The organism is Streptomyces sp. PKU-EA00015 (genome assembly GCF_013387495.1).
Classification (GTDB): domain Bacteria; phylum Actinomycetota; class Actinomycetes; order Streptomycetales; family Streptomycetaceae; genus Streptomyces.
Genome location: NZ_JABZEE010000015.1, coordinates 191,731 through 216,838 on the forward strand (window position 1 = coordinate 191,731; position 25,108 = coordinate 216,838).

Annotated in this window: 22 protein-coding genes and 3 pseudogenes; 15 read left to right on the forward strand and 10 right to left on the reverse strand. The window is 68.5% G+C overall.

What is annotated here, in order from left to right; all coding sequences use genetic code 11:
* Nucleotides 1-159 precede the first annotated feature (159 nt).
* Nucleotides 160-726: a GNAT family N-acetyltransferase gene (locus tag HW130_RS14125; RefSeq protein WP_177149885.1), complete on the forward strand. Its 567-nt coding sequence runs from the start codon at nt 160-162 to the stop codon at nt 724-726.
* A gap of 571 nt (nt 727-1,297) precedes the next feature.
* Complete coding sequence (locus HW130_RS36730; RefSeq protein WP_309140431.1) at nt 1,298-1,804, forward strand: hypothetical protein; 507 nt, start codon at nt 1,298-1,300, stop codon at nt 1,802-1,804.
* A gap of 44 nt (nt 1,805-1,848) precedes the next feature.
* On the opposite strand, the gene HW130_RS14135 is transcribed toward HW130_RS36730, so the two are convergent.
* From HW130_RS14135 to HW130_RS14145, 3 genes are all read right to left on the reverse strand, one after another.
* Nucleotides 1,849-3,321 (reverse strand): hypothetical protein, encoded by a 1,473-nt coding sequence (locus tag HW130_RS14135; RefSeq protein WP_177149886.1) that lies wholly within the window; start codon nt 3,319-3,321, stop codon nt 1,849-1,851.
* A 322-nt stretch (nt 3,322-3,643) separates the two neighbouring features.
* A complete protein-coding gene (locus HW130_RS14140; protein ID WP_177149887.1) occupies nt 3,644-3,871 on the reverse strand; it encodes an acyl-CoA carboxylase subunit epsilon in 228 nt (75 codons plus the stop codon).
* 75 nt (nt 3,872-3,946) lie between these two features.
* The gene (locus HW130_RS14145) at nt 3,947-5,491 is read right to left on the reverse strand and encodes an acyl-CoA carboxylase subunit beta (RefSeq protein ID WP_177149888.1); all 1,545 of its coding nucleotides are present in this window, start codon (nt 5,489-5,491) and stop codon (nt 3,947-3,949) included.
* An 822-nt stretch (nt 5,492-6,313) separates the two neighbouring features.
* Here HW130_RS14145 and HW130_RS14150 point away from each other — a divergent pair.
* The 4 genes from HW130_RS14150 to HW130_RS14165 all read left to right on the forward strand — a co-directional run bounded on the left by HW130_RS14150 (nt 6,314) and on the right by HW130_RS14165 (nt 11,947).
* On the forward strand, nt 6,314-6,805 hold the full coding sequence (locus HW130_RS14150) for an ATP-binding protein (RefSeq protein ID WP_177149889.1): 492 nt from the start codon (nt 6,314-6,316) through the stop codon (nt 6,803-6,805).
* 257 nt (nt 6,806-7,062) lie between these two features.
* The gene (locus HW130_RS14155; protein ID WP_177149890.1) at nt 7,063-8,259 is read left to right on the forward strand and encodes an MFS transporter; all 1,197 of its coding nucleotides are present in this window, start codon (nt 7,063-7,065) and stop codon (nt 8,257-8,259) included.
* A 227-nt stretch (nt 8,260-8,486) separates the two neighbouring features.
* Nucleotides 8,487-10,673 (forward strand): nitrate- and nitrite sensing domain-containing protein, encoded by a 2,187-nt coding sequence (locus tag HW130_RS14160; protein ID WP_177149891.1) that lies wholly within the window; start codon nt 8,487-8,489, stop codon nt 10,671-10,673.
* On the forward strand, nt 10,673-11,947 hold the full coding sequence (locus tag HW130_RS14165; protein WP_177149892.1) for an ABC transporter substrate-binding protein: 1,275 nt from the start codon (nt 10,673-10,675) through the stop codon (nt 11,945-11,947). Before HW130_RS14160 ends, HW130_RS14165 begins: the two co-directional genes overlap by 1 nt.
* A gap of 61 nt (nt 11,948-12,008) precedes the next feature.
* Here HW130_RS14165 and HW130_RS14170 read toward each other — a convergent pair whose 3' ends face one another.
* Complete coding sequence (locus tag HW130_RS14170) at nt 12,009-12,704, reverse strand: GntR family transcriptional regulator (RefSeq protein ID WP_177149893.1); 696 nt, start codon at nt 12,702-12,704, stop codon at nt 12,009-12,011.
* A 390-nt stretch (nt 12,705-13,094) separates the two neighbouring features.
* On the opposite strand from HW130_RS14170, the pseudogene HW130_RS14175 reads away from it, so the two are divergent.
* From HW130_RS14175 to HW130_RS14190, 4 genes and pseudogenes are all read left to right on the forward strand, one after another.
* Nucleotides 13,095-13,339: pseudogene (locus HW130_RS14175) on the forward strand (D-glutamate cyclase family protein); the annotation flags it as partial.
* A 53-nt stretch (nt 13,340-13,392) separates the two neighbouring features.
* Complete coding sequence (locus HW130_RS14180; protein WP_309140433.1) at nt 13,393-14,157, forward strand: 5-oxoprolinase subunit PxpA; 765 nt, start codon at nt 13,393-13,395, stop codon at nt 14,155-14,157.
* Complete coding sequence (locus HW130_RS14185) at nt 14,154-14,837, forward strand: allophanate hydrolase subunit 1 (RefSeq protein ID WP_177149895.1); 684 nt, start codon at nt 14,154-14,156, stop codon at nt 14,835-14,837. Before HW130_RS14180 ends, HW130_RS14185 begins: the two co-directional genes overlap by 4 nt.
* A complete protein-coding gene (locus HW130_RS14190) occupies nt 14,834-15,712 on the forward strand; it encodes a biotin-dependent carboxyltransferase family protein (RefSeq protein ID WP_177149896.1) in 879 nt (292 codons plus the stop codon). The genes HW130_RS14185 and HW130_RS14190 overlap by 4 nt, the downstream gene beginning before the upstream one ends.
* A gap of 112 nt (nt 15,713-15,824) precedes the next feature.
* Here HW130_RS14190 and HW130_RS14195 read toward each other — a convergent pair whose 3' ends face one another.
* The 3 genes from HW130_RS14195 to HW130_RS14205 all read right to left on the reverse strand — a co-directional run bounded on the left by HW130_RS14195 (nt 15,825) and on the right by HW130_RS14205 (nt 18,826).
* Nucleotides 15,825-17,129 (reverse strand): MFS transporter, encoded by a 1,305-nt coding sequence (locus tag HW130_RS14195; RefSeq protein ID WP_177149950.1) that lies wholly within the window; start codon nt 17,127-17,129, stop codon nt 15,825-15,827.
* Nucleotides 17,130-17,610: 481 nt separating this feature from the next.
* Entirely contained in the window at nt 17,611-17,952 is a 342-nt protein-coding gene (locus tag HW130_RS14200; RefSeq protein WP_177149951.1) for a hypothetical protein, read from the reverse strand.
* Between the two features lie 280 nt (nt 17,953-18,232).
* Nucleotides 18,233-18,826 (reverse strand): TetR/AcrR family transcriptional regulator, encoded by a 594-nt coding sequence (locus HW130_RS14205; RefSeq protein ID WP_177149897.1) that lies wholly within the window; start codon nt 18,824-18,826, stop codon nt 18,233-18,235.
* Nucleotides 18,827-18,884: 58 nt separating this feature from the next.
* Here HW130_RS14205 and HW130_RS14210 point away from each other — a divergent pair, with 58 nt between their 5' ends.
* The 3 genes from HW130_RS14210 to HW130_RS14220 are packed head-to-tail and all read left to right on the forward strand — an operon-like array spanning nt 18,885 to nt 21,618.
* The gene (locus HW130_RS14210) at nt 18,885-19,835 is read left to right on the forward strand and encodes a patatin-like phospholipase family protein (protein ID WP_177149898.1); all 951 of its coding nucleotides are present in this window, start codon (nt 18,885-18,887) and stop codon (nt 19,833-19,835) included.
* Nucleotides 19,832-21,313 carry an NAD(P)/FAD-dependent oxidoreductase gene (locus HW130_RS14215; RefSeq protein ID WP_177149899.1) on the forward strand — a complete coding sequence of 494 codons (1,482 nt, stop codon included), beginning with the start codon at nt 19,832-19,834 and terminating at the stop codon, nt 21,311-21,313. Before HW130_RS14210 ends, HW130_RS14215 begins: the two co-directional genes overlap by 4 nt.
* Nucleotides 21,310-21,618 carry an SDR family NAD(P)-dependent oxidoreductase gene (locus HW130_RS14220; RefSeq protein WP_177149900.1) on the forward strand — a complete coding sequence of 103 codons (309 nt, stop codon included), beginning with the start codon at nt 21,310-21,312 and terminating at the stop codon, nt 21,616-21,618. The genes HW130_RS14215 and HW130_RS14220 overlap by 4 nt, the downstream gene beginning before the upstream one ends.
* Nucleotides 21,619-21,667: 49 nt before the next feature.
* On the opposite strand, the pseudogene HW130_RS14225 reads toward HW130_RS14220, so the two are convergent.
* Nucleotides 21,668-21,766 (reverse strand): annotated as a pseudogene (locus tag HW130_RS14225) (aldolase/citrate lyase family protein); the annotation flags it as partial.
* Between the two features lie 818 nt (nt 21,767-22,584).
* Complete coding sequence (locus HW130_RS14230) at nt 22,585-22,782, reverse strand: hypothetical protein (protein WP_177149901.1); 198 nt, start codon at nt 22,780-22,782, stop codon at nt 22,585-22,587.
* A gap of 103 nt (nt 22,783-22,885) precedes the next feature.
* Here HW130_RS14230 and HW130_RS14235 point away from each other — a divergent pair, with 103 nt between their 5' ends.
* Both HW130_RS14235 and HW130_RS14240 read left to right on the forward strand, forming a co-directional pair.
* Complete coding sequence (locus tag HW130_RS14235; protein WP_177149902.1) at nt 22,886-23,119, forward strand: ferredoxin; 234 nt, start codon at nt 22,886-22,888, stop codon at nt 23,117-23,119.
* A 41-nt stretch (nt 23,120-23,160) separates the two neighbouring features.
* A pseudogene (locus tag HW130_RS14240) lies at nt 23,161-23,910 on the forward strand (IS5 family transposase); the annotation flags it as partial.
* A gap of 17 nt (nt 23,911-23,927) precedes the next feature.
* Here the strand turns inward: HW130_RS14240 and HW130_RS14245 are convergent.
* Entirely contained in the window at nt 23,928-24,506 is a 579-nt protein-coding gene (locus HW130_RS14245; RefSeq protein ID WP_177149903.1) for an SMI1/KNR4 family protein, read from the reverse strand.
* Nucleotides 24,507-25,108 lie beyond the last annotated feature (602 nt).

The following is a 25,108-nucleotide window of genomic DNA, read 5'->3' on the forward strand; positions in this document are numbered from 1 at the left end:
GCACTTGCTCAGGTTCTCTCACCGCGCAGAAGCATCCCTCAGCCGACGACGAGCCGTTGACTTCAAAATGCTCAAGGCGCAATCGTATGCCGGCGATATCATCTGGCATCTGACATGTATGGCCGACAGCGCCTGCAACCGATTGAAGTGGTGGGCGCCATGGGTGACATGTGGACTGGTCAGAGGGTACGTCTGCGGGGCGTCGAGCCGGAAGACTGGGAAGGCTTCCGCGACCTGGCTCAGCACACCGTCGATGTCCGCAATGCTGACCTGATCGAGCCTCCCCGCTCTGAGGAAAGCTTTCGTGTCTGGACTGCCGAGCGCGCTGGACGTCCGCCAGGTGGTGAAGCATTTCGGCTGGTCATCGAGGCGCTGGCCGACCGTGCTTTCGCAGGCTCTGTGACAGTCGGCGAAACCGACAGTCGGGCAGGAAGATTCAAGACGGGCATCTCGATCACCCCTGACAACCGCCGCAAGGGTTACGCGGTCGAAGCCACCGAACTACTCCTTACTTACATGTTCGCCGAGCAGCGCTGCAACAAGTGTGAAGTAGAGATCTACGCTTTCAACGATGCCTCCCTTGCCCTCTACCGCAAGCTGGGCTTCGTCGAGGAGGGGCGGCTTCGCCAGCATGAATTCTTCGCCGGCAGCTACCACGACGTAGTGCTGATGGGCATCACTGCTGGCGAGTACTGGGCCACCCACCGTCATCCGTCAGTACGGTGACTACACCATCGCCCACTCCTTGCCGTGTCTCTCGCACTCACGGACAGGGAGCACACACCCCTCTGCATCTGCCTGACTCCCGTTCAGGGGTCAGAACCTCCGGGGCACAGCGTGGGATCTCAGGCAGACACTGAACTCACGTATGAAGTCGGCGGTCAAGCCTGGAGCGGGTTCTACGATGGGCCGGTGACCGAGAGACTGCCCCCGTGGGCATTGACCTCTTCGACGTTGAACGGCTCCTGCTGACCGAAGCTGCGGCGCCGCCGCTGCCACCCCGGGATGCTGAGGCCCGAGACCGGGTGTGGGACATGGCAGTCCGGGCCAACCCCGCCCTCTTCGACGGGCCTGTGGTGGCGTGTGGGGGACTGGAGTGGACTGGCCCGGGGATCCTGCGCCTCTTTTGGGCGCGGGTGACCTACCGGCATTACGCCTTGCGTCGCGTTCCCGGCGCCACGGCACTGCCCTCGTTGTTCGTGAACGTCGTCCAGCCGACGGACGACGGCCGTGTGCCGGCAGCGAGGATGTCGCCCTCGACGGGCGCCCCGGGCCGCCGGCAGTTGCCAGGGGGGCTGTGGAGCCTCCCCGGGACGGGGCGGTGCTGGACAAGTCGGCACTGGCCGGCCAGGCCGCGCGAGAGCTCGCCGAGGAGTTGGGGATCGGCGCGGCCGCCGAGGACCTGAAGCTGTGGGTCGTCACCCGCGGCGAGAACGGCAGTATCGGCCTGTCCTACCTCGCCCCGGCCCTTCCCGAGGCCACGCTGCGCGCAGACTTCACCGCTGCTGCGGCAGCCGAGCGCGTGCTGGGCCGCGAACCTGAACTCGACGACATCGCCCTGGTGCGCTCACCGGACGAACTGGCCGGTCTGGCCGGTCCGCACGCGGACTACTTGGAGCCGGTCGTCCGCCGCTTCTCTGGGTGCCGCTTAGGTCAGGTACCGGCGAGGAAGTCGCGGCCCCGTTCGTCGAGTTCGGCCACGCACCGCAGGCCACGGGCCCGGAAGCGTGCGAGGTCACTTCGCATGCGGGAGACCGCCTTTCAGCGCATTGCTGTCGTGCGCCGCGTGACGAGTGAAGACTGACATCCTGGACTCGATCAGGCGTGACTCTGCCCGCGCTGTGCGGGTCAGCGGGGAGTCCGTGCGGCGGCCGCGACGGTGAGGCAGAACAATGCGGGGGCCAGCCTGCGGCCCTGCCTTGTCGCATTGGGGTCGGTGAAGCCCTCGCGGTGCCCAGACAGAAGGGCGGCAGCCGGCTCGATGTCGCGCGCCAGGCCGTGGCCGTCGAAGGCGCGGGCATGTTCCTTCGCCGCGGCAACCAGGCTTGCGTCGAGGAGAGGACCGGCCGTCGTGACCGCGGTCCGGAGCGTCATTGCTGCGGCCGGGCCGTCGGGGTCCCTGCGGATCTCGGCGATGGTCCCTGCGCCCACCGAGGGGTCGATGGCGGCTGTCTTCATGCCCAGCGTGAAGGCCAGCGTCTCGGCGACACCGGCGTCGTGCTCGGGGTCGTAGTCCTTCTCGTGCTCCGGGTGTGCATGGAGGAAGTCGTCGATGGCCGCCCTCCATGCACGCTGGTGGGAGGTCTTGGTGAATCCGGCTGGTCCCGGTGGTGTCAGTCCGGTGGTCCGCGAGGCATGCAGTGATGTGACCGACAGGCCGGCTTCTTCGAGCAGGGCCAGCCACGGCGGCTCGGGCAGGTCGAGAATGGACGGGTCGAACAGCGGATCGTTGAGATGCAGCGGCCGCTGGAGCTGTGCTTCCCGCAGCTTCCGCTGGAACTCCACCAAGGCCGCGGCCTGCTCTCCGAGCGCGATGTGTTCGTGCTCGCTGGTCCGGACGCAAGTTCCGGGCCACAGGGCAAGGGCCTCGCGTACGGCGGCGATGCCGACCTCTGATCGCCAGGAGACGTGGGCGGGCTCGGCCGGGACGTGAACTTGGGGCAGCGTCATCAGCCGCGCGAGCGTCTCCGCACTGCCCAGGCGCTGGGCCATTGCCCGGCAGGCGAGGTCGGCGACCGCGGTGACCGGAGCTCGTTCGGGAAGTCCGGCCACCCAGTTTTGTGCGCGCTCGCGAGCAAGCGCTGCGGTGATGTCGGCCGTGCCCCCGGCGTATCCGGTGTATCCCAGGAAGAGGGCGAGCAGTACGAGTTCGTGGTCGGCTGCGGTGACGTTGGCCGCGGTGAGAGTCCGCAGGCCGATGCGGAGGGCGTCGGCCGGAGTGAGGTCGTGGGGCAGCTCGATCTCGATGGCCGCGAGCGTCCGCACGGCATCGGCCGCGCGGTGGGAGCCCCGGGTGGGTTCGGGCAGCCGCTCACGGAGGTTGATGTCGACGATTGATCGGTGCTCGGCGAGTGCCTCGGCAGGATGGAGGCCCAAAGGGAGCGCTTCCATGCACCGCTCAGCGGTTGAGAGGTCCGCGGACAGCTCCAGGAACAATTGCGGGGTGTCGATGGGCACATCCAGCCTTTTGCTGAGCGCGAGCATGCGCTCCAGCAGCTCCGCGACGGCGGGCCACTGCCGGTTCTCGCGCAGTACGTCCAACCAGGCGTCCCGCGCGTTGGCGAAGGAGGCCTCGCCCTTCGGGGACTCGCCCCTGCACATGCCCAGGAACAGAAGGTCAAGCGGATCGCACTTTGAGTGCCAAGGGTGGGCCGCTCCGGCCTGCAGTCTGGTGACGACCTCGGCATAACCCATGAACAGGCCGGCGGCTGGTGACAGTTGGCGACCACGAATGGAGCCGAGGACCTGCTCCAGTCGCTCGTCCTGTGACGGTGTCCTTGCTCGAGTGCCCGCCCGCGTCCTCATTCTGACTTCTTTGCGGCTCCTGCTTGCCCTACCCACCGTGAGTTCCTCTCACCTTGTGCGGCGCCCGGCAGCGTCGGTTTGCGAGCGTTACCGACGAGCTTCGTACCAAGGCCGGACATCACCCGGCCGGCCAGCCGTAGGCGGTGCGGGGGAGGCCGGTCAGGCGGTCGAGGGCCTGCGGGCGCACCCCGATGGCGGCTGCGCGGTCCGCCCAGGCCGAACGCCCTGTGCGGAGCGTTGCCGGGCCGGCGGCCGCGGCGTGCGCCGCACGGATTCTGAGCACCGCGACGACCGCGGCCAGTTCCTCGGGGGTGGGCCGCCCGTACAGCACTTCGATGGAATCCATGGGATGCCTGCTCCTGATGCCGGAAGAACGTGTGTCATGGGTGCGGCGCACCAACTGGCAGGCCCAACACCTGTCTTACAGGGGGATGTTGCCGTGCTTCTTCGCAGGAAGGGCCTCCCGCTTCGTGCGCAGCGCCCGCAGACCGCGGACGATGTACTGACGTGTCCTGGACGGCCTGATCACCGCATCGATGTCGCCGCGTTCTCCACTGGCCGCAGGGGTGAGCAGTGTCTGTGCGTAATCGGCCATCAGCGTGGCCCGCCGCTCCTCCGCCGAGGCAACTCCACTGTGGTCGGCTGGGACCGGCTCGTGCGGAAAGAGGGGAGCCATGGCAGTGTGGGGACCGGCCGCAGCGATCTGTGCGGTGGTCCATGCCACGCAGAGATCGGCGCCCAGGGGCTTGGTGCCCATCACGTCGTACGCGCCGCCGTACGCTTTGCGGATGATGACGGTGACGAGGGGGACCGTGGCCTCACCGTAGGCGTATATCAGCTTTGCCCCGCGTCGGATGATGCCGTTGTGTTCCTCAGCGACTGTTGTGAGGAAACCTGGAACGTCGACGAACGTCAGTATCGGCACGTTGAAGGCGTCGCAGGTCCGAACGAATCTGGCTGCCTTCTCGGAGGCGTCGATGTCCAGGCACCCGCCGAAGTGCAGCGGTTGGTTGGCGACCACGCCGACCGGGCTGCCCTCCACCCGGCCGAAGCCGGTCATGATGTTCGGGGCGAACAGTGGCTGCGTCTCGAGGAACTCCCCGTCGTCGAGCACGGACTCGAGGACCTGCCGCATGTCGTAGGGCTGATTGGGGGAGTCGGGAACGACCGTGTCCAGCTCCAGGTCCTCGATGCAGTTGTCCCGGGCCACCTCACAGGGGTGTACCGGCGGCTCGTCACAGTTGTTCGACGGGAGATACGACAGCAGAGCCCTGACGTACTCGACGGCGTCTTCCTCATCGCCCGCCATGTAGTGTGCGACGCCGGAGGCGGCGGCATGAGTGCGTGCGCCGCCCAACTCTTGAAGGCCGACATCCTCACCGGTGGCCACGGCGATGGCGTCTGGCGCAGCGGTGAACATACACGAGGTCCCCTCCGTCATCACCGTGAAGTCGGTCAACGCCGGTGAAAACACCGCGCTGCCGACACACGCACCGAAGACGAGTGAGATTTGGGGCAGCACGCCCGAGCAGTGCACATGGCGGCGGAAGATTCCACCGTAGAGGCCGAGGGCGCTCGTCCGGTCCCCCCAGCCGGCCAACCCGGCATCATGGATGGCAACGACTGGACAGCCGGTCTTGAGCGCGAAGTCGATCACCTTGACGATCTTCCGGGCCAGCGCCTCGTCCAGAGCGTCACCGGGAACCATGCAGTCGACCGCATAGACGGCCACCCTCCGACCGTCGACCGTGCCGTACCCGGCAACCACTCCGCTGCCGCGCGGGCGGGCGTCTCCCGGTCGCGCGGCCGCCTCCTCCAACTCCAGGAAGGAGGATTCATCGACCAGCTGCCTCACGCGTTCCCGGGCGGTCGTCCCTGCCCCCGGGGCCGCGCCCTCGACGCTCCAGTGGTCCACGGGTTTGTTGCGCACCGCAGCGCCACGGTGGTCCTTGTTCTCGGCGGCCATGGGCGCCTCCTTTTTTGGCGAGCGGGTGGGTGACAGATGGGCTGTTCCGGGGCACACTGCGCCCGGTACGAGACAGGTAGGCAGGGATCCGACGCTGCAGGACTCCCTTGGGTGGTGGGGGTGGCCGCGGCCCGTCGGCGGTGAGGCCGTACCGGACGAGGGCCGGCGCCGAAGCTGCTTCGTAGGCATTACCGGCGGTATGCGGGGTCAAGAGGGGGCATGGCACGCCTTGTGTGTGGCGCGGAGGGTGCATGAGGCGGCATGGCCGAGGCGTCGCTGAGTACGGGAGTGTAGGGATTGTTGAACGATTCCTCAATCCTTTCTGCGTCGGTAGTGCTGGTGGTCCCGTCCCTCTCGGCGGCACGGACTCCTCTGCGGTCCGCACGCGCCTGCGGGGGCGGCTGACCAACCGGGCCGTTGCACCAGTTGACCTGTCCTTGCCCCCCGCCTGAGGTGCCTCGCTCGCGAAGCGGGCGGCAGTGCCTGACGCCTGAAGGGGCGCCTGGGAGCGGCTGCAACTTCAAGGCGGGAGCCCTTGACAATCGGTGAATCGCCTGCTAATCCAGAAAAAGGATTGTAGAACGATCCCCGGAAAAGGTGGGCGAAAGTCGGGACTCGCGAGCGCATGACCGCGGTCTCGCCGACGCCAGAGGCGCCAGTCGCCATTCATTCCGCTTCGAGCCCTCTCGAGGCGGACCGCCTGCGGTCAGTCCCGGCAACGTCGGCGCCGCACACACATCCCTCTTGGGGTACGCAATGCCTCCCTTCGTTTCCGCCCAGGTCGAGCCGGCCGGTCCGACCTTCGGCCAGGCGGAGCTCCAGGTGAGTGTGACCTGGGTTCTGCCCCCGGCGGCCGGTTCCGCCCAGACCGCTCGTCGGCAGGTCGGTGCTCAGCTGGAGGCCTGGGGCCTGCGGCATCTCATCGACGAAGCCGAACTGATCATCTCTGAGCTGGTCACCAATGCCGTCAGGCATGGCTCGAAGGTGGAGCCGGTCTGGCACACGATGCGCCGCATCTCCAGCGACCGCGACGACATGATTCGCCTCGAAGTCGGCGACTGCGGGGGTGGGGAGTCGGGCAGTGTTCCCGCTCGGCGCGAGGTGCCCGGTTTGGGCGCCGACGGGGGCGAACTCCTCTGCAGTGGCCGGGGACTCTTCCTGGTGGAGGCCGTCTCCTCGGACTGGGGAGTGTGGCGCCTGCCTCACGGCCATGTGGTGTGGGCGGTGCTGCCTGCCGGAGAAGCCGGCGCGGGGATGATCCGCGCTGAAGAGCTGCCGACTGAAGAGCTGCCGTACGAGTACGGCCCGAAATGAGCCCGAGTTGTAGAAGTAACCTCCCACCCTCTTGAAGGATCGTTCAACGATCCCTACCTTGTTCCCATCGTCGAGCCGAGCCCGATGTGCGTGGTCTCCCGATCGCGAGGCCGGAAGCAACGCTTCACCGGCAGTTCCCCAGAGGTCTCGGCCCGTTCCTCCCCTCCCTCCGTGAGGTCATCGTGACATCCATCCCCACCACCCCCCCGACGACTGTGGAGGCTGAGCCGACTGGCCGGTTCGCCTGGTACCGGTCGATGTCCCCGCAAGGCCGCAAGGCGTTCAAGGGGGCATTCGGCGGCTATGCCCTCGACTCCTACGACTTCCTTGTGCTGCCAATGGCGATGGTGGCCATCACCGCCTACTTCGGCCTGACGACGGCTCAGACAGGCCTCCTGACCACTGTCACGCTGCTTGCATCCGCAGTCGGTGGCGTGATCGCGGGCATGCTGATCGACCGTATCGGCCGGGTGAAGACGCTGATGGTCACGGTGGCCACCTACGCGCTGTTCACCGTCCTGTGCGGCTTCGCCACCAACTACCCGATGCTGCTCGGCTTCCGGACGCTCCAGGGAATCGGCTTCGGCGGCGAGTGGGCGGCCGGAGCAATCCTGGTCGCCGAATACGCCAAGTCCCGCTACCGCGGCCGTGTTCTCGCCTGGGTCCAGAGTTCGTGGGCGGTGGGCTGGGCGCTGGCCGTCGTTGTCGGCACCGCCGTCATGAACAACGTCGACCCGGATCTCGCCTGGCGGGTGCTGTTCTGGACCGGAGCGCTGCCGGCGGTACTGCTGGTGTACGTGCGGCGCAATGTGGAGGATGCGCCCGAGGTGACCGAGCGGCTCGCGGAAAAGGACGCGCGCGTCCCACTGTCCTCCATCTTCCAAGGCGACCTGACCCGCAGGACGTTCTTCGCGACCTTGCTGGCCACCGGCGTGATGGGCGGCTACTACACGTTCGCCACATGGCTGCCCGCCTACCTCAAGGCGGAGCGTGGCCTCACCGTCGTCGGTACCGGCGGCTACCTGAGCGTGCTGATCACCGGCGCCTTCTGTGGTTATGTCACCGCAGGTCACCTCGTCGACCGGCTGGGACGCAAGGCATCGTTCGCCCTCTTCGCATTCCTCAGCGCGGGCCTGCTGATGACCTACGTGAACATCCCCGAGGGGTCGAACACTCTCCTGCTCGTACTCGGCTTCCCCCTCGGCTTCAGCGCCTCCGCCATCTTCTCCGGCTTCGGCTCCTACCTGGCCGAGCTCTACCCGAGCGCGGTCCGCGGCACTGGCCAGAGCTTCACCTACAACGTCGGACGGGCCGTCGGGGCGATCTTCCCCACCGCCGTGGGCTTTTCCTCGGCGGGTGTCGGCGGTGCGCTGATCTACGGTGCCATCGGCTACGGACTCGCCCTCGTCGCGCTGCTTTGGCTGCCGGAAACCCGTGGCAAGGAACTGTCCTGACGCACAGTCGGCCTTCAGGCACATGGTTCTGCAGATCAGTGGTGGTCGGCGGCACTGCCGGCCACCACTGTCATGCCGACACACGGGCCGGCATCGCTCAACGCCCAAGTCCAGACCGCCGGGCCGGCACTCACGAGAGGTTCCAGCCGTTGCACACCAGAGCGAGCCACTCCCACATAGGAAGGCTTCGACGCCGGTATGAGCCGGACGTCAAGGCCGTGGGCCGCTTGTACCGACCCGAGAACTGGCGCGTCCGGCACAAGCTGACCGCGGTCGTGCTGTTCCCCGGCCTGCTGGCGGCTGCCATGGCCGTCGTGAGCATTTCTCACACCATCGGCGACGCGAACGACCACAGACGCTTCTCCGAGATGGCCCGGCTCCAGCAGCCGGCCCTCGACCTGGTCCGGGCTCTCCAGGACGAACGCGACGTCACTGCCTCTTTCATCCGGGGCCGGCGCAAGGTTGTAGACACCGACCCACGGGAACAACGCGCCGAGGTCGACACAGCGGTGGCCGCCTACCGCTCGGCAGCGGCGGGCATCGACACCACCGATGATCCGCAACTCGACACAGTCCTCCAGGACATCACCCGCGAACTGCGCAGCCTTCCGGCACTCCGCACGTCCGTGGACCGGGCCAACCTCACGCAGAGTTCCATCCTCGCCAACTACACCACGGCCATTCGCAGGTTGCTGGACATCGGACCGGCCCTGGCCTCGCGAAACGGCGGCGACGCGGCCGCATCCCACGTGCGCTCCCTCAACGCCCTCTCCCGGGCCACGGAGAACACCAGTCGGGTGCGTGCCTCACTCAACAGCGTCCTGACGACCCGCACCTTCCTCGTCGGGCAGTTCCCTGACTTCGCCGGCACAGTCGCCCGTCAGCAGGAATCCATCAACCAATTCATGACCACGGCAAGCACGAAGCAGCGGAGTCTGTACGCCGACACCGTGAAGGGCGCACCGGTCAGCACCGCACACGCCATCCAGGAACGAGCCACCGAACAGGCACAGTCTCCGCGCATCGACGTGGACCCCGCGGCCTGGCGCAGAGCCTCCAGCCACAAGATCACGCTGATGCGGGAGGTGGAAGCGGAGATCCTCGCCGACCTCGTGGCCGTCAGCAGCGAGGCACACGCCTCCCGGGAGAGTGTGGCCCTGTGGTCCGCGGCAGGAATGGCGGCCGTGTTCGCAACCACGGGCTGGGTGATCACTGCCGTAGTGCGGTCCCTGACCCGTCCGCTGGCGAGGCTGCGCATGTCGGCACTGGAGGTTGCCAACGAGCGCCTGCCCGAGGCGCTCACCCGTCTGCGGCAGGCGGATGTCGACGATCTCGACGGTTACCGGTCCACGCCCACCGGCGTGGCGTCCGACGACGAGATCGGGGAAGTCGCCGAGGCCTTCGACGCGGTGCAGAACGCCGCCGTCGCACTGATCAGGGACCAGGCGGCGCTGCGCGCGCACATCAACGGCATGTTCATCCACCTCTCACGCCGCAACCAGCAACGGGTGGGCAGGCTGCTCACTGAGATCGGCGACCTCGAGCAGCACGAGCGCGACCCCGACCACCTTGCCCGCCTCTTCCGCCTGGATCACCTCGCCACGCAGATGCTGCGCACGGACGAGAGCCTTCTGGTGCTGGCAGGGTCCGACACCGGCCGCATCTGGGAACAGCCGATGCCTCTGGCCGACATCATGCTGGCGGCCGGCGCCGAGGTCGAGCAGTACACCAGGATCGACTACCGTCCCCTGGTGACCGCCGACATGGCGGCGGATGCGGTCACCGACCTGGTGCACCTGCTCGCCGAGCTGATGGAGAACGCGACGGACTTCTCCGGCGCGGACACGCGCGTCACAGTGACATGCGGGATGGCGCCGGACCGTCCGAGCGACCTCCTTGTCTCCATTCAGGACCACGGCACCGGGATGGCGCCCGAGCACCTGGCCGCGGTGAATCAGCGGCTCGCTTCCGCTTCGTCTCTGGACCCGAGCGCAGGCCGGAGCATGGGACTGATCGTCGTCGGCCGCCTCGCCGCCAAACATGGCATCCACGTCCATCTGGTCTCCGGCGTCCAGCGGGGGACCACGGCACTGGTACGCATCCCGGCGAGCCTGCTCACCGCTCGCCACGACGGTGCTCCCGCCACCCACGAGCAGTGCCCCCCGCCCGCCGATCGACCCGTCTCCCGCTCCGAGCCCGCCCGGCTCTCCTCCCCGGGTACTGACGGCGACCACGTTTTCCCCCGCGGCACCCCCCACAGCACCGACTCCGCACCGGCCTTCTCCTCGCCGCAGGAATGGCTGACCCAGCGCCGGTTCGCCCAACGCTTGCACAGCGGTGACACCCCCGCTCCCTGCCCGTTGCCTCCCGCCCGATCCGGCAGCACCCCACCCGACACGGAAGGCCACCTCTGATGCCCAGACCAGTTGCCGGCGTCGCCGTGCTTCTGTCCACCGCGCTGCTCGTCGCAACGGCCTGCACCGGAGGTGCCGACGTGCCGGTCCAGCCTCACCGCACGGTGAACATCGGCTTCCTCGCACCTGTGTCGGGGCCTGTGGCCACGGTGGGAACCGACACCCGGCGGGGCGCCGAACTCGCCGTCGAGATCGTCAACGGCCGTTACCCGATCCCTCTGCCCCTGGCGAAGGGCGCGGGCCTGCCACGCCTGCACAACGCCCGCATCAGACTCCTGGTGGCCGACACCCACGGCTCCACGACGCGGGGTGCCGCCGAAGTCGAGCAGCTGGTGACCGACGGGCAGGTGGTTGCCGTCGTCGGCGGCTACGAGTCGGCCGTCACCGAAGCGTCCAGCGCACGGTCCGAGAAACTGAAGATCCCCTTCGTCAACGGAGGCTCCTCCGCCTCATCGTTGACCGAACGGGGACTGGACTGGTTCTTCCGCACCGGCCCCTCTGAGCTCGACTACGGCCGGGTGGTCTTCTCCATGCTCAAGGAACGCCAGAGTATGGGTACGTCCATCCGACGCATCGCCGTCGTCCACACGGACGATCAGTACGGCAACGACGGAGCCGCCATGATCAAACGCCTCGCGTCCCACGTCGACGCGCACGTCGTCGCCGACGTGGCAGTCGAGAGCGGGACGGAAGGCCTCGTCGATCCCGCGCGTACGGTCGCGCAGGAGGAGCCCGACGTCGTCCTGACGCTGCTGTACACCGCGCAGGCCCTGGCGCTGCAGGAGTCCTTCCGCTCCCTTGCCCACCGCCCCAGGGCACTCATCGCGTTCGGCGGCGGCTATGCGGATCCTGTCTTCCTGCGCGAGGCCCGTGCCGGGGCGGAAGGAGTGTGCAGCCGGTTCGCGTGGTCGGCAGACCTGGCCGAACGCAATCCCACGGCCAAGGCCGTCGCAGGCCTGTACAGGAAGCGCTATCGCGCTCCGATGAATGACGACGCCGCCCGTGCGTTCACCGCCGTCATGACCCTCGCCCAAGCGATCAACGATGCCGGATCCCGCCGGCCGGCCGACATCCGCTCGGCACTGGTGAACACGGATGTACCGGGACGAGACACGATCATGCCCTGGGACGGTGTGAAATTCGACGACAACCATCAGAACATCGGCGCACGCGGCATCGTGGAACAGGTGCATGCCGGCAGATACCGCCTCGTCTACCCCTTCGACGTGGCTCAGGCCGAGCTGGAGTGGCCAATGACGAGTGACGGTGGGTAAGCGGCATGCGTCACCGGCGTCGGGCGGGTGGAGCCGGTGCGCCGGCCCGGTGCCGGGCCCGTCAGGCGGTCGGGAGCTCTGAATACCTCTGAATCAGCAGTTTCTCCGCGTCGGCGAGGTAGTCGGCCAAGAGCAACTCGGCTCTGACCAAGTCCGCCTCGCGCAGGGCGGAGAGGATCTGCCGGTTGCGCTCCAGGAAGGGCTCGTGGAATCCGCGCGGATTGTCCATGGCATGGAAGACCAACCGCAGTTCGGCCAGGACACCGCGCATCAGCTCGTCCAGACGCTTGCTCTGGGCGAGGGCCACGACAGCGTGGTGGAAGTGGATGTTCGCCGTGCCGAGCTCGAGCCAGGAGCCTTCTGCCGCCGCCCGGTCGCCTTCGGCGACCGCAGCTTCAGCATTGCTCAAGTCGTAGGGGGGCGCCCCGAGATTGCGGACTGCCGCGCATTCGATGAGCTTGCGGACCCGGTAGATGTCGGTCACGTCCTGCACCGTGAGGTCGCGGACGAACACGCCGCGGTTGAGCTCGTGGACGAGCAGCCTCTCGTGGGTCAGCAGACGGAAGGCCTCGCGCAGTGTGTTGCGGGAGACTCCCAATGCGCTGCCGATTGCGTCCTCGGACAGTTTGCTTCCCGGTCGCAGATACCCATCGGTGATACGAGACCGCAGGATGTCGGCCACCCGGTCCGCGGTGCTGGACCGCCCCAAGAGCGCCCGGTCCCCGGCGAGAACCGACGGGTCGACCTCGGTTGTCATCCCTTTTTTCCTTCCCCGACGGCCGACGGTGCGGCCGATGACCTCTTCAAGCCTGCTCGTTTCCAGTCAACCGGAAATGCGTGAACGAAACAACACACCATCTACCGGATCGTTCAACGATCCTCTAATATGGATTCCAGAGGTGCTGCTCTGCCGGTCAAGATCTGGAGTCCGGATCAGGGGCACGCCAGCGCTGCCGAGGGTCGCAGTGCCTCAGTGCCCAGAGCCTGATTCCGCAGGCCTGCACCGGACGGGAGTCGTAGCCGACACCTGTGACGAGAGGATCATCGATGACGAATGTTCCAGCCCCGGCAGCTCTGACTCCCCGGGCCGCGCGGGCCGGATTCCGCCACGGCACCGACGTGCCCACCACGGGTCGGTGCGCCGCGTCTGCCGGCGGTCCACGGAAGCCCGCTGCACGTCGGCGACCCGGCCACTTTGGGCATCAAGGACCTCGGCCGGCCCGATTTCGGAGATCCGGTGGCGGCCGAGCCAGGCGACGTGCCGGTGTTCTGGGCCTGTGGGGTCACGCCCCGAGCAGCGCTGATGGTGTCGCGACCCCCTTCGCGATCACGCACGCCCCCGGCTACATGCTTATCACCGACGCTCGTGACACGGACTACCGCCTCGCATGACCGCGCAGTGGCTGCTCGTGCCGAGTGGACTGCTTCAAGGAGACACAACAGCTGTGACAGACATCGTGATCGACCTCAACGCCGATCTGGCAGAAGGCTTCGGTCGCTGGACGCTCACCGACGACGAGGCCATGCTGTCGGTGGTGACCAGTGCCAATGTCGCCTGCGGGTTCCACGCCGGAGACCCGAGCATCATGCACCGCGTCTGCGACACGGCAGCCCGACGCGGCGTGCGGATCGGAGCCCAGGTCTCCTACCGAGACCTGGCGGGCTTCGGGCGCCGAGCCATGGACGTCCCCGCCCAGGAGCTCGCCGACGAGATCACGTACCAGATCGGCTCCCTCCAGGTGTTCGCCCGGGCAGCCGGAGCGGACGTCGCATACGTCAAGCCCCACGGGGCGCTGTACAACCGGGTGGTGTTCGACCAGGAGCAGGCGGCCGCCGTCGCTGCCGGTGTCCGGCTCGCGGATGCCACGCTGCCCGTCCTGTGCCTGCCCGGCTCGGCCATGCATGCGGAAGCCCGGCTCGTAGGCCTGCCGGCTGTCGAGGAGGCTTTCGTCGACCGCGCCTACACGGCGGCAGGGACCCTCGTCCCCAGGGCCACCCCGGGAGCGGTGCTCACCTCTGCCGAGCAAGTCGCCCGGCGGGCAGTGGACCTGGCGCGGAAGGGTTGCGTCGTCTCCCTCGACGGGGAGACGGTGCCGATCAGGGCGCGCTCGCTGTGCCTGCACGGAGACACCCCTGGGGCCGTCGAGCTGGCCAAGCAGGTACGCGGGGCGCTGGAATCGGCGGGTGTCAGGGTAGAGGCCTTCGCATGAGACTGAGCCCTGTGGGAGCCGATTCCCTCCTGGTCGACCTGGACACGCCGGAGGAGGCCCAGGCCTGGCATGCTCAGATCCTGAACCGCCGCAGCGCAGGCACGCTCCCGCCGGTGCGCGAGGTCGTGCCCGGCGAGAAGACCGTACTGATGTACGGAGTCGGCGACATCGACGCCATGGCCGCAGAGCTGCGTCACTGGTCGGTTCCGGCGCTCACAGGCGACAGCGGCCCGCTGGTCGAGATTCCGGTGCGCTACGACGGTGCCGATCTTCCAGCCGTGGCGGAGCTGTGGGGTGTCTCCGAGCAGGATGTGGCCGGCATTCACAGCAGTACCCAGTACCGCGTGGCCTTCTGCGGCTTCGTTCCCGGGTTCGCCTACATGCTCGGGCTCCAAGAGCCCTACCACGTGCCCAGGAAAGCAGAACCCCGCACGTCCGTACCCGCGGGCTCCGTGGCACTGGCGGGCCCCTACACCGGCATCTACCCTCGTGCCTCTCCCGGCGGCTGGCAGCTGATCGGCACGACTGACGTGGGCCTGTGGGACATGGAACGCGACCCCGCCGCGTTGCTGGCCCCGGGCACGCGTGTCCGCTTCATCCCCCAGCCTGTAACCCGTGATCGTGGCGGATCCAGGAGAACGAGGCAGGCCGAGACGAAGGGCGGGAGGCACAACGCATGAGCGGCGGCAAGATGGAAGTCATACGGGCCGGCGCCCTCACAACGATTCAGGACCTCGGCCGGTTCGGCCACGCCAGTCTGGGCGTACCGCGGTCCGGCGCCCTCGACCAGCCTGCGCACCGTCTGGCGAACCGGCTGGTCGGCAACCCGGTCGACGCTGCAACGTTGGAAACGACACTCACCGGCGTAGCCGTACGCGTTACGCAGGCCGTGGTCGTGGCCGTGACCGGTGCCCCCGCACCGGTACGCGTCAACGACAGACCCGCGGCGTGGGCCGAGCCGGTGTACCTGCCCGCAGGCGCTGTGCTGTCGGTGGGCACGGTCACGAGCGGCCTGCGCAGCTACATCGCCGTCAGCGGAGGCATCATCGTCCCGCCCGTCCTCGGCAGCCGCTCCACCGATCTCCTCTCCGGCCTCGGCCCCGCCCCGCTCCGGGACGGCGACACCGTCGCCGTGGGCGTACCCGGCGGTCGGCCGATGCGATCCGACACCGTGGCATGGCAGGCACCCCCGTCCGAATTGGTGCTTCCCGTACTCCTCGGTCCTCGGGACGACTGGTTCACGCGCGCCGCCGTGGACACACTCGCGAGCGCCCGATTCTGGGTCTCCTCCAAGAGCAACCGCATCGCGCTGCGGACGGACGGCCCCGTTCTCGAGCGCGCCGTGCACCGTGAAATGGCCAGCGAGGGGATGGTCGTGGGAGCGATTCAGGTGCCACCCGAGGGGAAACCCGTGGTCTTCCTGGCCGACTCCCCGACCACCGGCGGCTATCCCGTCATCGGTGTCGTACCCGAGAACCGACTGGCTGCGGCAGCTCAGGCCGTGCCGGGCCTGCCGGTCAGGTTCGGCCCGATCCACCGACGCCGCCGGATCTGAGCCGGCCAGATCGTGGACCGGACGGGCTCCGCGCCGGCCGGCCCTCCAGACCTCCGCACTCCGGGCCCGTCACCGGATCGGCGACCGGCGGCTGCCTGTGCCGCTGAGCCGGTCACGAGAGTTCCGTGCCGCGGGTCTCCGGCAGACCGACGAGGGCGATGAGGGCGACGGCGTAACCCATGACACCGTAGACGAGAGCGCCGCCGACGCCTTCGTCGCCCGCCGCAAACCCCACGGAAGTCGGGAAGAAGGCCCCGCAGGCGCGTCCGACGTTGTAGGTGAAGCTCTGCCCGGTGCCGCGGACAGCACTCGGGTAGAGCTCGGCGAGGAAAGCGCCGAAGCCGGAGAAGATGGCGGAGGCGCAAAAACCCAGAGGGAAGCCCAGGACCAGAAGCATTCTGTTGGAACCCTGGGGGATGTTGATGTAAGCCATCAACAGGCCCCCGCTGAGAACCGCGAACAGGGCGAAGGACTTCTTGCGTCCCAGGAAGTCGACGACGTAGCCGGCGGTGACGTAACCACAGAAGGCGCCGGTGATCAGCACGAACAAGTAGCCGCCGGTGCCTACGACGGTCAGACCGCGTTCGGTCTTCAGATAGGCGGGCAGCCAGGTCGCAATGGTGTAGTAGCCGCCCTGCACCCCCGTCGCGAGCAGGGTGGCGAAGAACGTCTTGCGGGCCAGGGCGCCTTGGAAGACAGATGACAGCGGGACGCGCCCCTCCTTCGTGAGCCGCCTGGTCACCTGAGGGGCGTCCTGCACCTTGCGACGCACATACACCAGCAGCAGTGCGGGAAGAGCGCCGGTCCAGAACATCACGCGCCAGGCGATGGCGGGGTCGAGGGTATCCATCACCACGGTGCTCACGATGACCGCCAGCCCCCAGCCGACGGCCCAGGAACTCTGGATGAAGGCCAACACCCGGCCCCGGTACCGGCTCTTGGCGTATTCGGCGATCAGGACGGCACCGGCCGCCCACTCGCCGCCGAAACCGATGCCCTGAAAGGCCCTGCTCACCAGCAGCATGGGATAGTTCAGCGCGAAACCGCACAGCACGGTGAACAGGGCGTAGGTGCCCACGGTGATCATGAGGGTGCGGACCCGGCCCACACGGTCGATCAGCACCCCGGCGAGAATTCCACCGATGGCGGACATCAGCAGTGTGACGGTCGTCAGCAGTCCTGTCTGCGCCGTGCTGAGGCTGAAGTAGCCCGCGATCGCGACCATGCTCAGCGGCAGTACCTGAAAGTCGTAGGAGTCGAGAGCGAAGCCGCCGAACGCCCCCTTGAAGGCCCGGCGCCCCTCGCGAGTGAACGACCGGTACCAGGACAGGGGGCCGGTCACCTCCTGGCCGTCCGGCCCCAGCCCACTCGGCGTGGACGCCACGGTGCACCTCCGATCGCCAGAGAGGAGGCACATCGGAGGCTGCTGAGCCGCCCGACGCGGGCCTCGCCGGGAAATCCGCGCTTCCAGCCTCTCATCCGCCGAAATGCGGTGAGCCCAGATGCGCAGGGTGTCGGCCGATGTGGTGCCCTTCCGAAGGGGATCCGGTGTCGCGGCGCGCGGACTGCCCGCCACACCCCCACGACCGCAGCCACCCTGAGCCAGCTCACCGGCCTGGAGCCGCACCGCGCGGTCGACCTCGAACTGGGGCCGCCGCCCTGCTGCACACCCTGGTACGGCTGCAGCCGCTGCCGTACCGCAACAGCTGTACGCCTGCCGGGTCGCCGCCGCCTACATACACGCCTCCGGCGAGGGCATCGACCCCCCCGTACGGAGCCATGGTCGACCTGGTCCGCGACATCCAGGCCGCCAAGGCGGACGTTTACCAGGCGGCTGACTGCATCCGCACCTGGCGCATCTGACCACCGCACCCCAGGAGCGTGCGCTTGGCCGGCTTTCAGGGAGCGCGGGCGGCCAGCCACTTGGTGAGGTCGCCCGCGATGTGGTCGGTGCTGGTCGCGACAACGACGTCGTGCTCGCGGCGGGTGGTGTCGAGGCGGACGATCTCGTATCCGCCGTTTTTCAGGACGGCGACAGAAGCGAACCAGGAGGGGTCGTCCTGGTCGGGTTGGATGACGACAAAGGTGTTGTCCGTGTCGTTGAGGTCGTCGATCAGCATGAACAGGGCGTCCTCGGACGGGTCGTCGACGTGGTCGCCGTTCTCGCTGTCAGCGCAGTAGTACCTGGCGGCCACTGAACTCTCCCCATGCGTGTGCTGTCGAATTCGGTGGCCCAGCATGGCACGGCCGGACGAGGAGCGGTGGCTCACAGCCCCTGGTGTATCGCGGCGATTTGGACGGTGGCCTCGAAGCGGACGGCAAGCTGTCCTACCGGGCCGCCCGCGGGGCCTGCGTCTCGCTTTCACCGTCCGCCTCGCCAAGACCGGTTACGTCCACCCCTCCGGCAGCCGCCCGCATTCACCCGGACGCACACATCACCCACCTCGAAGTCCGCACCTGGCGCCCACGCTGACACGCAGCCGGGGGTCCCGCACCGTCAGCGCAGCAGCATGGGCACCCTCAGGGGCGCCCGCTCATGACGCTGCGCAGCAGGTCGACGATGGGCTGCACGGGTACGGTCGGGTCGAAGGCGCGCTGGACGCCGAGCCCGATGCCGAGGCTGAGCAGCGTCAGGGCGGCGGTGTCGGCGGGCAGGGCGAGTGTGATGCCGAGTTCGTCCGCCTGCGCCCGGATCAGGTCCGCGAGCGTGTCGGTGACGATGCGCCGGCGCTGGGCGAGTTGCTCGCACACCTGCTTGTCGCGGCGGTTGGCGGTGGCGAACTCGACTTCCAGCGAGGTCCACGAGCTGTCGCCGATGGTCTCGTCGGCCCAGCGGGCGAATCCCGCGATCCGGTCCTCGAAGAGGGGCGCGTCGCCCATCGCGGCGGCCAGCTGTGTCACCTGTTCCGCGGCGATGCGGTCGAGCACGGCCAGGCACAGCTCGTTCTTGGTGGCGAAGTTGGAGTACACCGCCCCCTTCGAGTAGCCCGCCGCCTCGGCGACACGCTCCATTGACGTCGCCGTGAAGCCTTCGCCCAGGAAGAGCGCGTACGCGGTGTCGAGGACGTGTTCGCGGGTGCGGGCCTGGCTCTCGGCCCGGGTCAGTCTTGCCACCCCCGGAGGATACCGCTAGCTTTCGGATTCCCTTGGAATTCAAATACCGGGAGAATCCATGGCGGGGTGTCAACGACGCGGGCTGGTCGTCGGGTGCGGCGGCACCCTCGGTTTCGCATGGGCGGTTGCGGCGCTGGCCGCGGTCGAGGAGCAGCTCGACTGGGATGCCCGCACGGCAGAGGTACTGGTGGGGACGTCGGCGGGGGCGGAGGTCGTGTCCGCGCTCGGATCCGGCCGGTCGGTCTCCGACCTGCTTGCGGCACTGCAGGGCCGCTCCGACGCGGACCCGCTGCTCCTGCGGCACGTCGGCGCGCACCCGGGCGCCCTGCCACCGGTTCCGTGGCCGGGGCTGCCGGGCGCCGGGCTGACGGCGGCGGCAACCCGGGGCCGTGTCCCGCTTGGGTCGGGGCTGCTCGGCCTTCTGCCGCGCGGCCGCGGGGATGCGGGGTGGCTGCGGGGCTTCGGCGTCGCGCTGGCGGACGGCCACACGTGGCTCGCGTCGTCACGTACGTGGCTGGTGGCGACCGAGACGCGCTCCGGCAGGCGGGTCGCGTTCGGTTCGCCCGACGCCCCGGTCGCCGACATCGGCAGCGCGTTGGCCGCGTCGTGGGCGATCCCGGGCTGGTTCCCTCCCGTCCGGATCGACGGGCGCGCCTACCTCGACGGCGGGGTGGTGTCGCCGACGTCGGCCGACCTCGTTGCCCCGCTCGGCCTGGACGAGGTGGTGATCGTCGCCCCGATGGCGACGTCCGGGGGCGCGCCCGCCACCGGGCTGAGCCGCCTCGAACGCGTCGCCAGGCGCTGGATGACCCGGACCCTCGACGCGGAGGAACACCTGCTTCGGGCAGCGGGGACCCGCGTCGTCCGGATCGAGCCCCACGCCGAGGAACTGGCCGTCATGGGCTTCAACTTCATGGACGTCGCCCGCCGACCGGCCACCCTCGACGTCTCCCTGCGTACCGCACCCGACCGTGTCAAGCGAGCCATCGACAGGAGCACCACGGCATGAGCGCCCATTTCGAGGTCATCGTCATCGGCGCCGGTATCTCCGGGGTCGGCGCGGGGGTCCGGTTGCGCGAGGCCGGGATCCGGGACTTCCTGATCATCGAGGCCGCCGACGACGTAGGCGGCACGTGGCGGGCCAACACCTATCCGGGCTGCCAGTGCGATGTGCCGTCCCGGCTCTACAGCTACTCGTTCGCGCCGAACCCGGACTGGACGAGGGTGTACGCGCATCAGCCGGAGATCCTCGCCTACGTGGAAGGGGTCGCCGACCGGCACCGGCTGCGCGAGCACACCCGGTTCGGCGTGCGCATGACCGAGGCGCACTGGAACCCCCAGGCGGCACGGTGGCGGATCAGCACCAATGCCGGCGAGTTCACCGCCCGGTTCCTGATCGCCGGTGCCGGGCCGTGGAACGAGCCTCTCATTCCAGACATCCCGGGCCTTGCGGAGTTTCCCGGCGAGGTGTTCCACTCCGCGCGCTGGAACCACGAGTACGACCTGCGCGGCAAGCGGGTCGCGGTGCTCGGCACCGGGGCATCGGCCGTGCAGTTCGTCCCGGCCATCGCCCCCCAGGTCGACCGGCTCCACCTGTTCCAGCGCACCGCCCAGTGGGTGCTGCCCAAGCCGGACCATCGCATACCGAAGGCCGAACGGTGGGTGATGCGGCACGTGCCCGGCGCCCGGGCTGCGGTGGCCGCGGTGGAGTACCGGGCCATGGAGATGCTGGGCCGCGGATTTCGCAGGCCCTCGCTGCTGCGCGGCGTACAGGCCGTGGCACGCGCACACTTGCGCGCCACCGTGCGGGATCGTGAACTGCGCCGCAAGCTGACCCCCGACTACACCATCGGCTGCAAGCGCATCCTGTTCTCCAACCACTACTACCCGGCCCTGACCCGCCCGAATGTGGACGTGCACGCCTGCGCCGTCCGCACGGTCGACGCCACCACCGTGCTCGGCGCCGACGGCAGCAGCGCCGAAGTGGACGCGATCATCCTCGGCACGGGCTTTCACATCCTCGACATGCCGCTGTCGAACCTCATCCACGACGGCGCCGGACGTTCCCTCGCCGACCACTGGCAGGGCTCCCCCGAGGCGTACCTCGGCACCGTCACCGCCGGGTTCCCCAACGCGTTTCTGCTCCTCGGTCCCGGCCTGGGCACCGGACACAGCTCCGCTTTCACCATCCTCGAGGCCCAGCTCGATCTCGTCTTCGGCGCGATCCGCTCAGCACGCGCCGAGGGGTGGGCGTCGGTCGAGGTACGCCGCGACGTGCAGACCGCCTACAACACCGAACTGCAGGCCGCCCTCGCGGGCACCGTCTACAACACCGGCGGATGCCGGAGCTACTACCTCGACGCCAACGGCCGCAACAGCTTCAGCTGGCCCTGGTCCACCGGCCGGCTCCGCACACAGGTGGCACGCTTCGACGCCCGCGACTTCACCGTCATCCACCCCACCGACCGGCAGGAGCTCAGCGCATGAGATTCCCCGCCATCGACATGCGCGGCGCCGACATCGCCGTCACCGGCGCCGCACGCGGCATCGGACTCGCCACCGCGAAGGCGTACGCCCCCCAGGGTGCCCACGTCACGCTCGGCGACCTCGACGGCGACTTCGCCCGGCAGGCCGCCTACAGCAGAGACGACCTCGTGATCTCGACCCAGCCAGACCAAGAACGCGAACCCTCCAACTGGGGACGTTCATCCGTACGCAACTGGGCAGCCGAGGCCGTACACCGACATCGTGTCGGCTGCGTTGATCCGCAGATATCCGTCGTGTGCGGCTAGCTAGCTAGCCATGCCACCGCGGCATCCCGCGCTCGGGCCTTCCCATCCATGGCGCGACGGCGTCCTCCAGATCGACGAGCACGCCGTCCGCACCGCACGCGGCCGCCTTGGCGAAGCGTTCCGGTCGGTCGCCGGGCACGAACAGCAGCGTCCTGGCTGGGGTTCTCTCGTTGCTTCTTGCATCGGGGCCGTCACACGACCACGAAGGCGAACCAGGCGGACACCGGCGCCAGCGCGCATACCCCGGCGCCCCACCGACGCTTCCATGCGCGGCCCGGACGGGCCCAGCATGCCACGGCGTCGTCGCTCGCCGCCCGGCCCGAATGCCCGAAATGGTTCCTGCCGGTCAGCGGTGTTCCAGCACGTGTCGTCACCCGGTGACACCCGTTCCCAGGCGGCTAGGCGGCTAGGCGGCTAGGCGGCTAGGCGGCTAGGCGGCTAGGCGGCCAGGCGGCAGCGTTCGCAGACCGGGCGTGGCCAGCGGCTACGCCCGATTCGGGACTACAGCCTGTGAATCCGGTGGTCACCAGCGTCCCAGGTCTGTTTGCCCCATTGAGAACGCCGCGGGCCATGATGCGGGTCACGAGCTGCCGACTCCCCGGGGCTCCCGAGTACACGGGTCGCAGTCCGCCGCACCAGGACGCCTGCAGGGCCTGTTGACGCACGCCCTGCCCGGCCGGGCCCGGCGCGTCAGGTGTGCCGGGCCCGGCTTGTCGTTCCACCGCCCGCCACCAGGCTCTGGTGCGATCACCCGTGCCTGCTCCGCCTCGGCCCGCGGGTGCATTACCTGCACGGGAACCGGGCGAGGGCGCCGACGCACCCTTAATCGCGCCTGCCGTTCCGCACCGCGCACCATCCGGCTCCCCCGTGCTCGATCAGATGTCCTTGTCGGTCCGGCGACCGCCCTGCGCAGGGCGGTCGCGGTGGCAGTTGCTCGGCACTGCCGCCTGCCGTAGGCGGGCAACCTCACGCTACTGCCCAGTCGAGTCCGAGGTCGGCGAGTTGCTGGAGTTCGTCGGCGGTGAGCTTCCCGCGCGTGCCGGCCGCCACCGCACCGGGTATGGATCTGGTGCAGTGGTACCGGCACCCGATGGCTGGCAGGACCGCGATGAGGCGCTGATCGCGCTCGGGGAGTCGGACGGCAAGCCGTGTGAGATCTGCCATCCCGAGACCGGTCTGGCCTAAGCCAGACAGCATCGCGTTCCCGCATGCGCTCTGATCGTTCTGGAGCACATGACCTGCCCGCACATTGGAAGGGAACGGACTGATGGGTGAGCGGTGGCAAGTGGACGTCGACCGGGAGGCCTGTATCGGGTCGGCGATGTGCGTGGCCGCGTTGCCCGAGGGATTCCGGCTGGACTCTGCACGGCAATCGCATCCGGTGGAGCAGGAGACGCCGGCGTCGGAAGAACTGATGGGGGCGGCGGAGAACTGTCCCGTCGAGGCGATCTCCCTGCGGCTGGCCGGGACGGGCGAGGCCGTGTTCCCTCCGGAGGACTAAAGAGGTCGTTTCTCTTGGTGGGATCGCTAGTTGAGCCGCGCATGACAAATTTGGTTGAGCGTCCGGCGCCCGACGAGTTGTGGGTGCTGTTCCGCCGGGTGGTGCCGCCGACAGAGGTGAACCGTCCACAGGGCGGGGGCCGGCGGCGTGCGGGCCGCGAGGTACTGGCTGCGATCATCTTCGTGTCCACCTCGGGCTGCACGTGGCGGCAGCTTCCGCCCGGCCACAGCTGGCAGCCCGTCAATCGGCGCTTCGCCCAGTGGAGCCGGGCCAGGGTCTGGGCCCGGCTCCACCGCGTTGTCCTCGATGAGCTCGGCGCCCGAGGCGAGCTGGACTGGTCGCGGTGTGCGATCGACTCGGTCAGTCTTCGGGCGGCAAAGGGGGGCCTTTGACGGGACCGAATCCGACCGACCGAGGCAAGTTGGGATCGAAGATCCACCTGATTACAGACCGGAACGGACTGCCCCTGTCCCTGGGCATCTCGGGCACGACCATGCATGACAGCCAGGGCCTCGAACCGTTGGTGCGGGGAATCCCGCCCATCCGCTCGCGCCGCGGACCACGGCGGCGAAGGCCCGCGAAACTGCACGCGCAAGCGCGGCATCCGTCACCGAATCGCCCGGCAAGGGCGTCGACTCATCGCGGCGGCTGGGTCGTCACCGGTGGGTGGTTGAGAGGACCGTGTCCTGGCTCGCGGGGTGCCGTCGGCTTCACCGCCGCTACGAACGCAAGGCTGAGCACTTCTCGCCTTTGTCGGCATAGGCGCCACCCTCATCTGTCACCGCCGCCTGGACGGATGTAGACGGTCTCAGTTCGCTCCGAAGGCCTCGACGGATGGCCGCACCGACGGCAACTCCCACAGCTCCAGGGACCCGCTGATCAGGTCCGCCAGGAACTGAATGGCGCCTCCCGTGTAGTGCCACCAGCCGCCATTACGGGAGGCCACGGTGACAGTCCACTCATCGGGGCCGGCCTCAGCGGTGGTCCAGAGAAAGTAGTCGCCCTGGTTCGACGTGGCCCAGGGCAGCAGTCCTCCAGGAGCAGGAAACGGGTACAAGGGGACGGCCATCTCGGCGTCCTCGCACCACTCGGCGAGGATCTCAAGATCCTCCGGGTCTTCGGCCCACGCCTTCTCCCGCCCCGGGGGCGGGAAGCCGACGCACAGGAAGTCATCGAAGACCAAGGACGGGTAGGTCTCGGCGAGCAGCTTGTAGTCCGAGGGAAGCCCCACGCCCAGGCATTCCTCCACCTGGGCCCAGTCGATGCCGGCGGGAGCCGTACGCCGGAAACGCGCAAGCTCGGGTGCGACCCGTTCCAGGGCCGCAACCGCCGAGGCAGAATCAGCCAGTCGCCGATGAGGCACCTGAGTGCCAATGAGAGCGTCCACCTGGACAGACTGCCAGGCCAAGGATCACATCCCTTCACCGGCATCCACCCAGAAGAAACGGACGCCAAAGGAGCCCAGCGCCGTACATCCTTCCGACTCCCAGCTCGCCGCAGTGTGGCAAGGGAACCCGCCTGGATGAACCGCTCGATCCTGCCGCACGCCGGCGAGTACAGCGAAGACGGCCAGTGGACTCTTGCCGAGGACCTCGGGGAAGGTACCCGCAGCTGAATCCCCGGCTGCGGGTGAATCGGCGAAGAACGATGTCATGCGGTCCAGTGGAGTCCGAGGTCCGCCGGCGCCTGGAGCTTGTCTGCGGTGAGCTTCCCCGCCTGCTCTTGCTGTTCGACAGGAACTGCGCGAGGGCAGCGCGAGGGTTGCTACGGCCTTCTCGAAGGCGCCGGAGGCCGTCTTGGGTGCCTTGGCGGACGTCTGTTGCGCTGCGGCCAGCGGCGTGATGCCGAGCTGCTCGAGGCGCTCGCGCTGCCCGTCACGGGCGCTCATGTCGTTCGCCAGACCTGCTCTTGTTCCTCATCCCTGCGACAGGGCTGATGCTGGCGGGACGGGTCCGTGGCGGCGATCACGGCTGAGATCCCGCTGGCGGG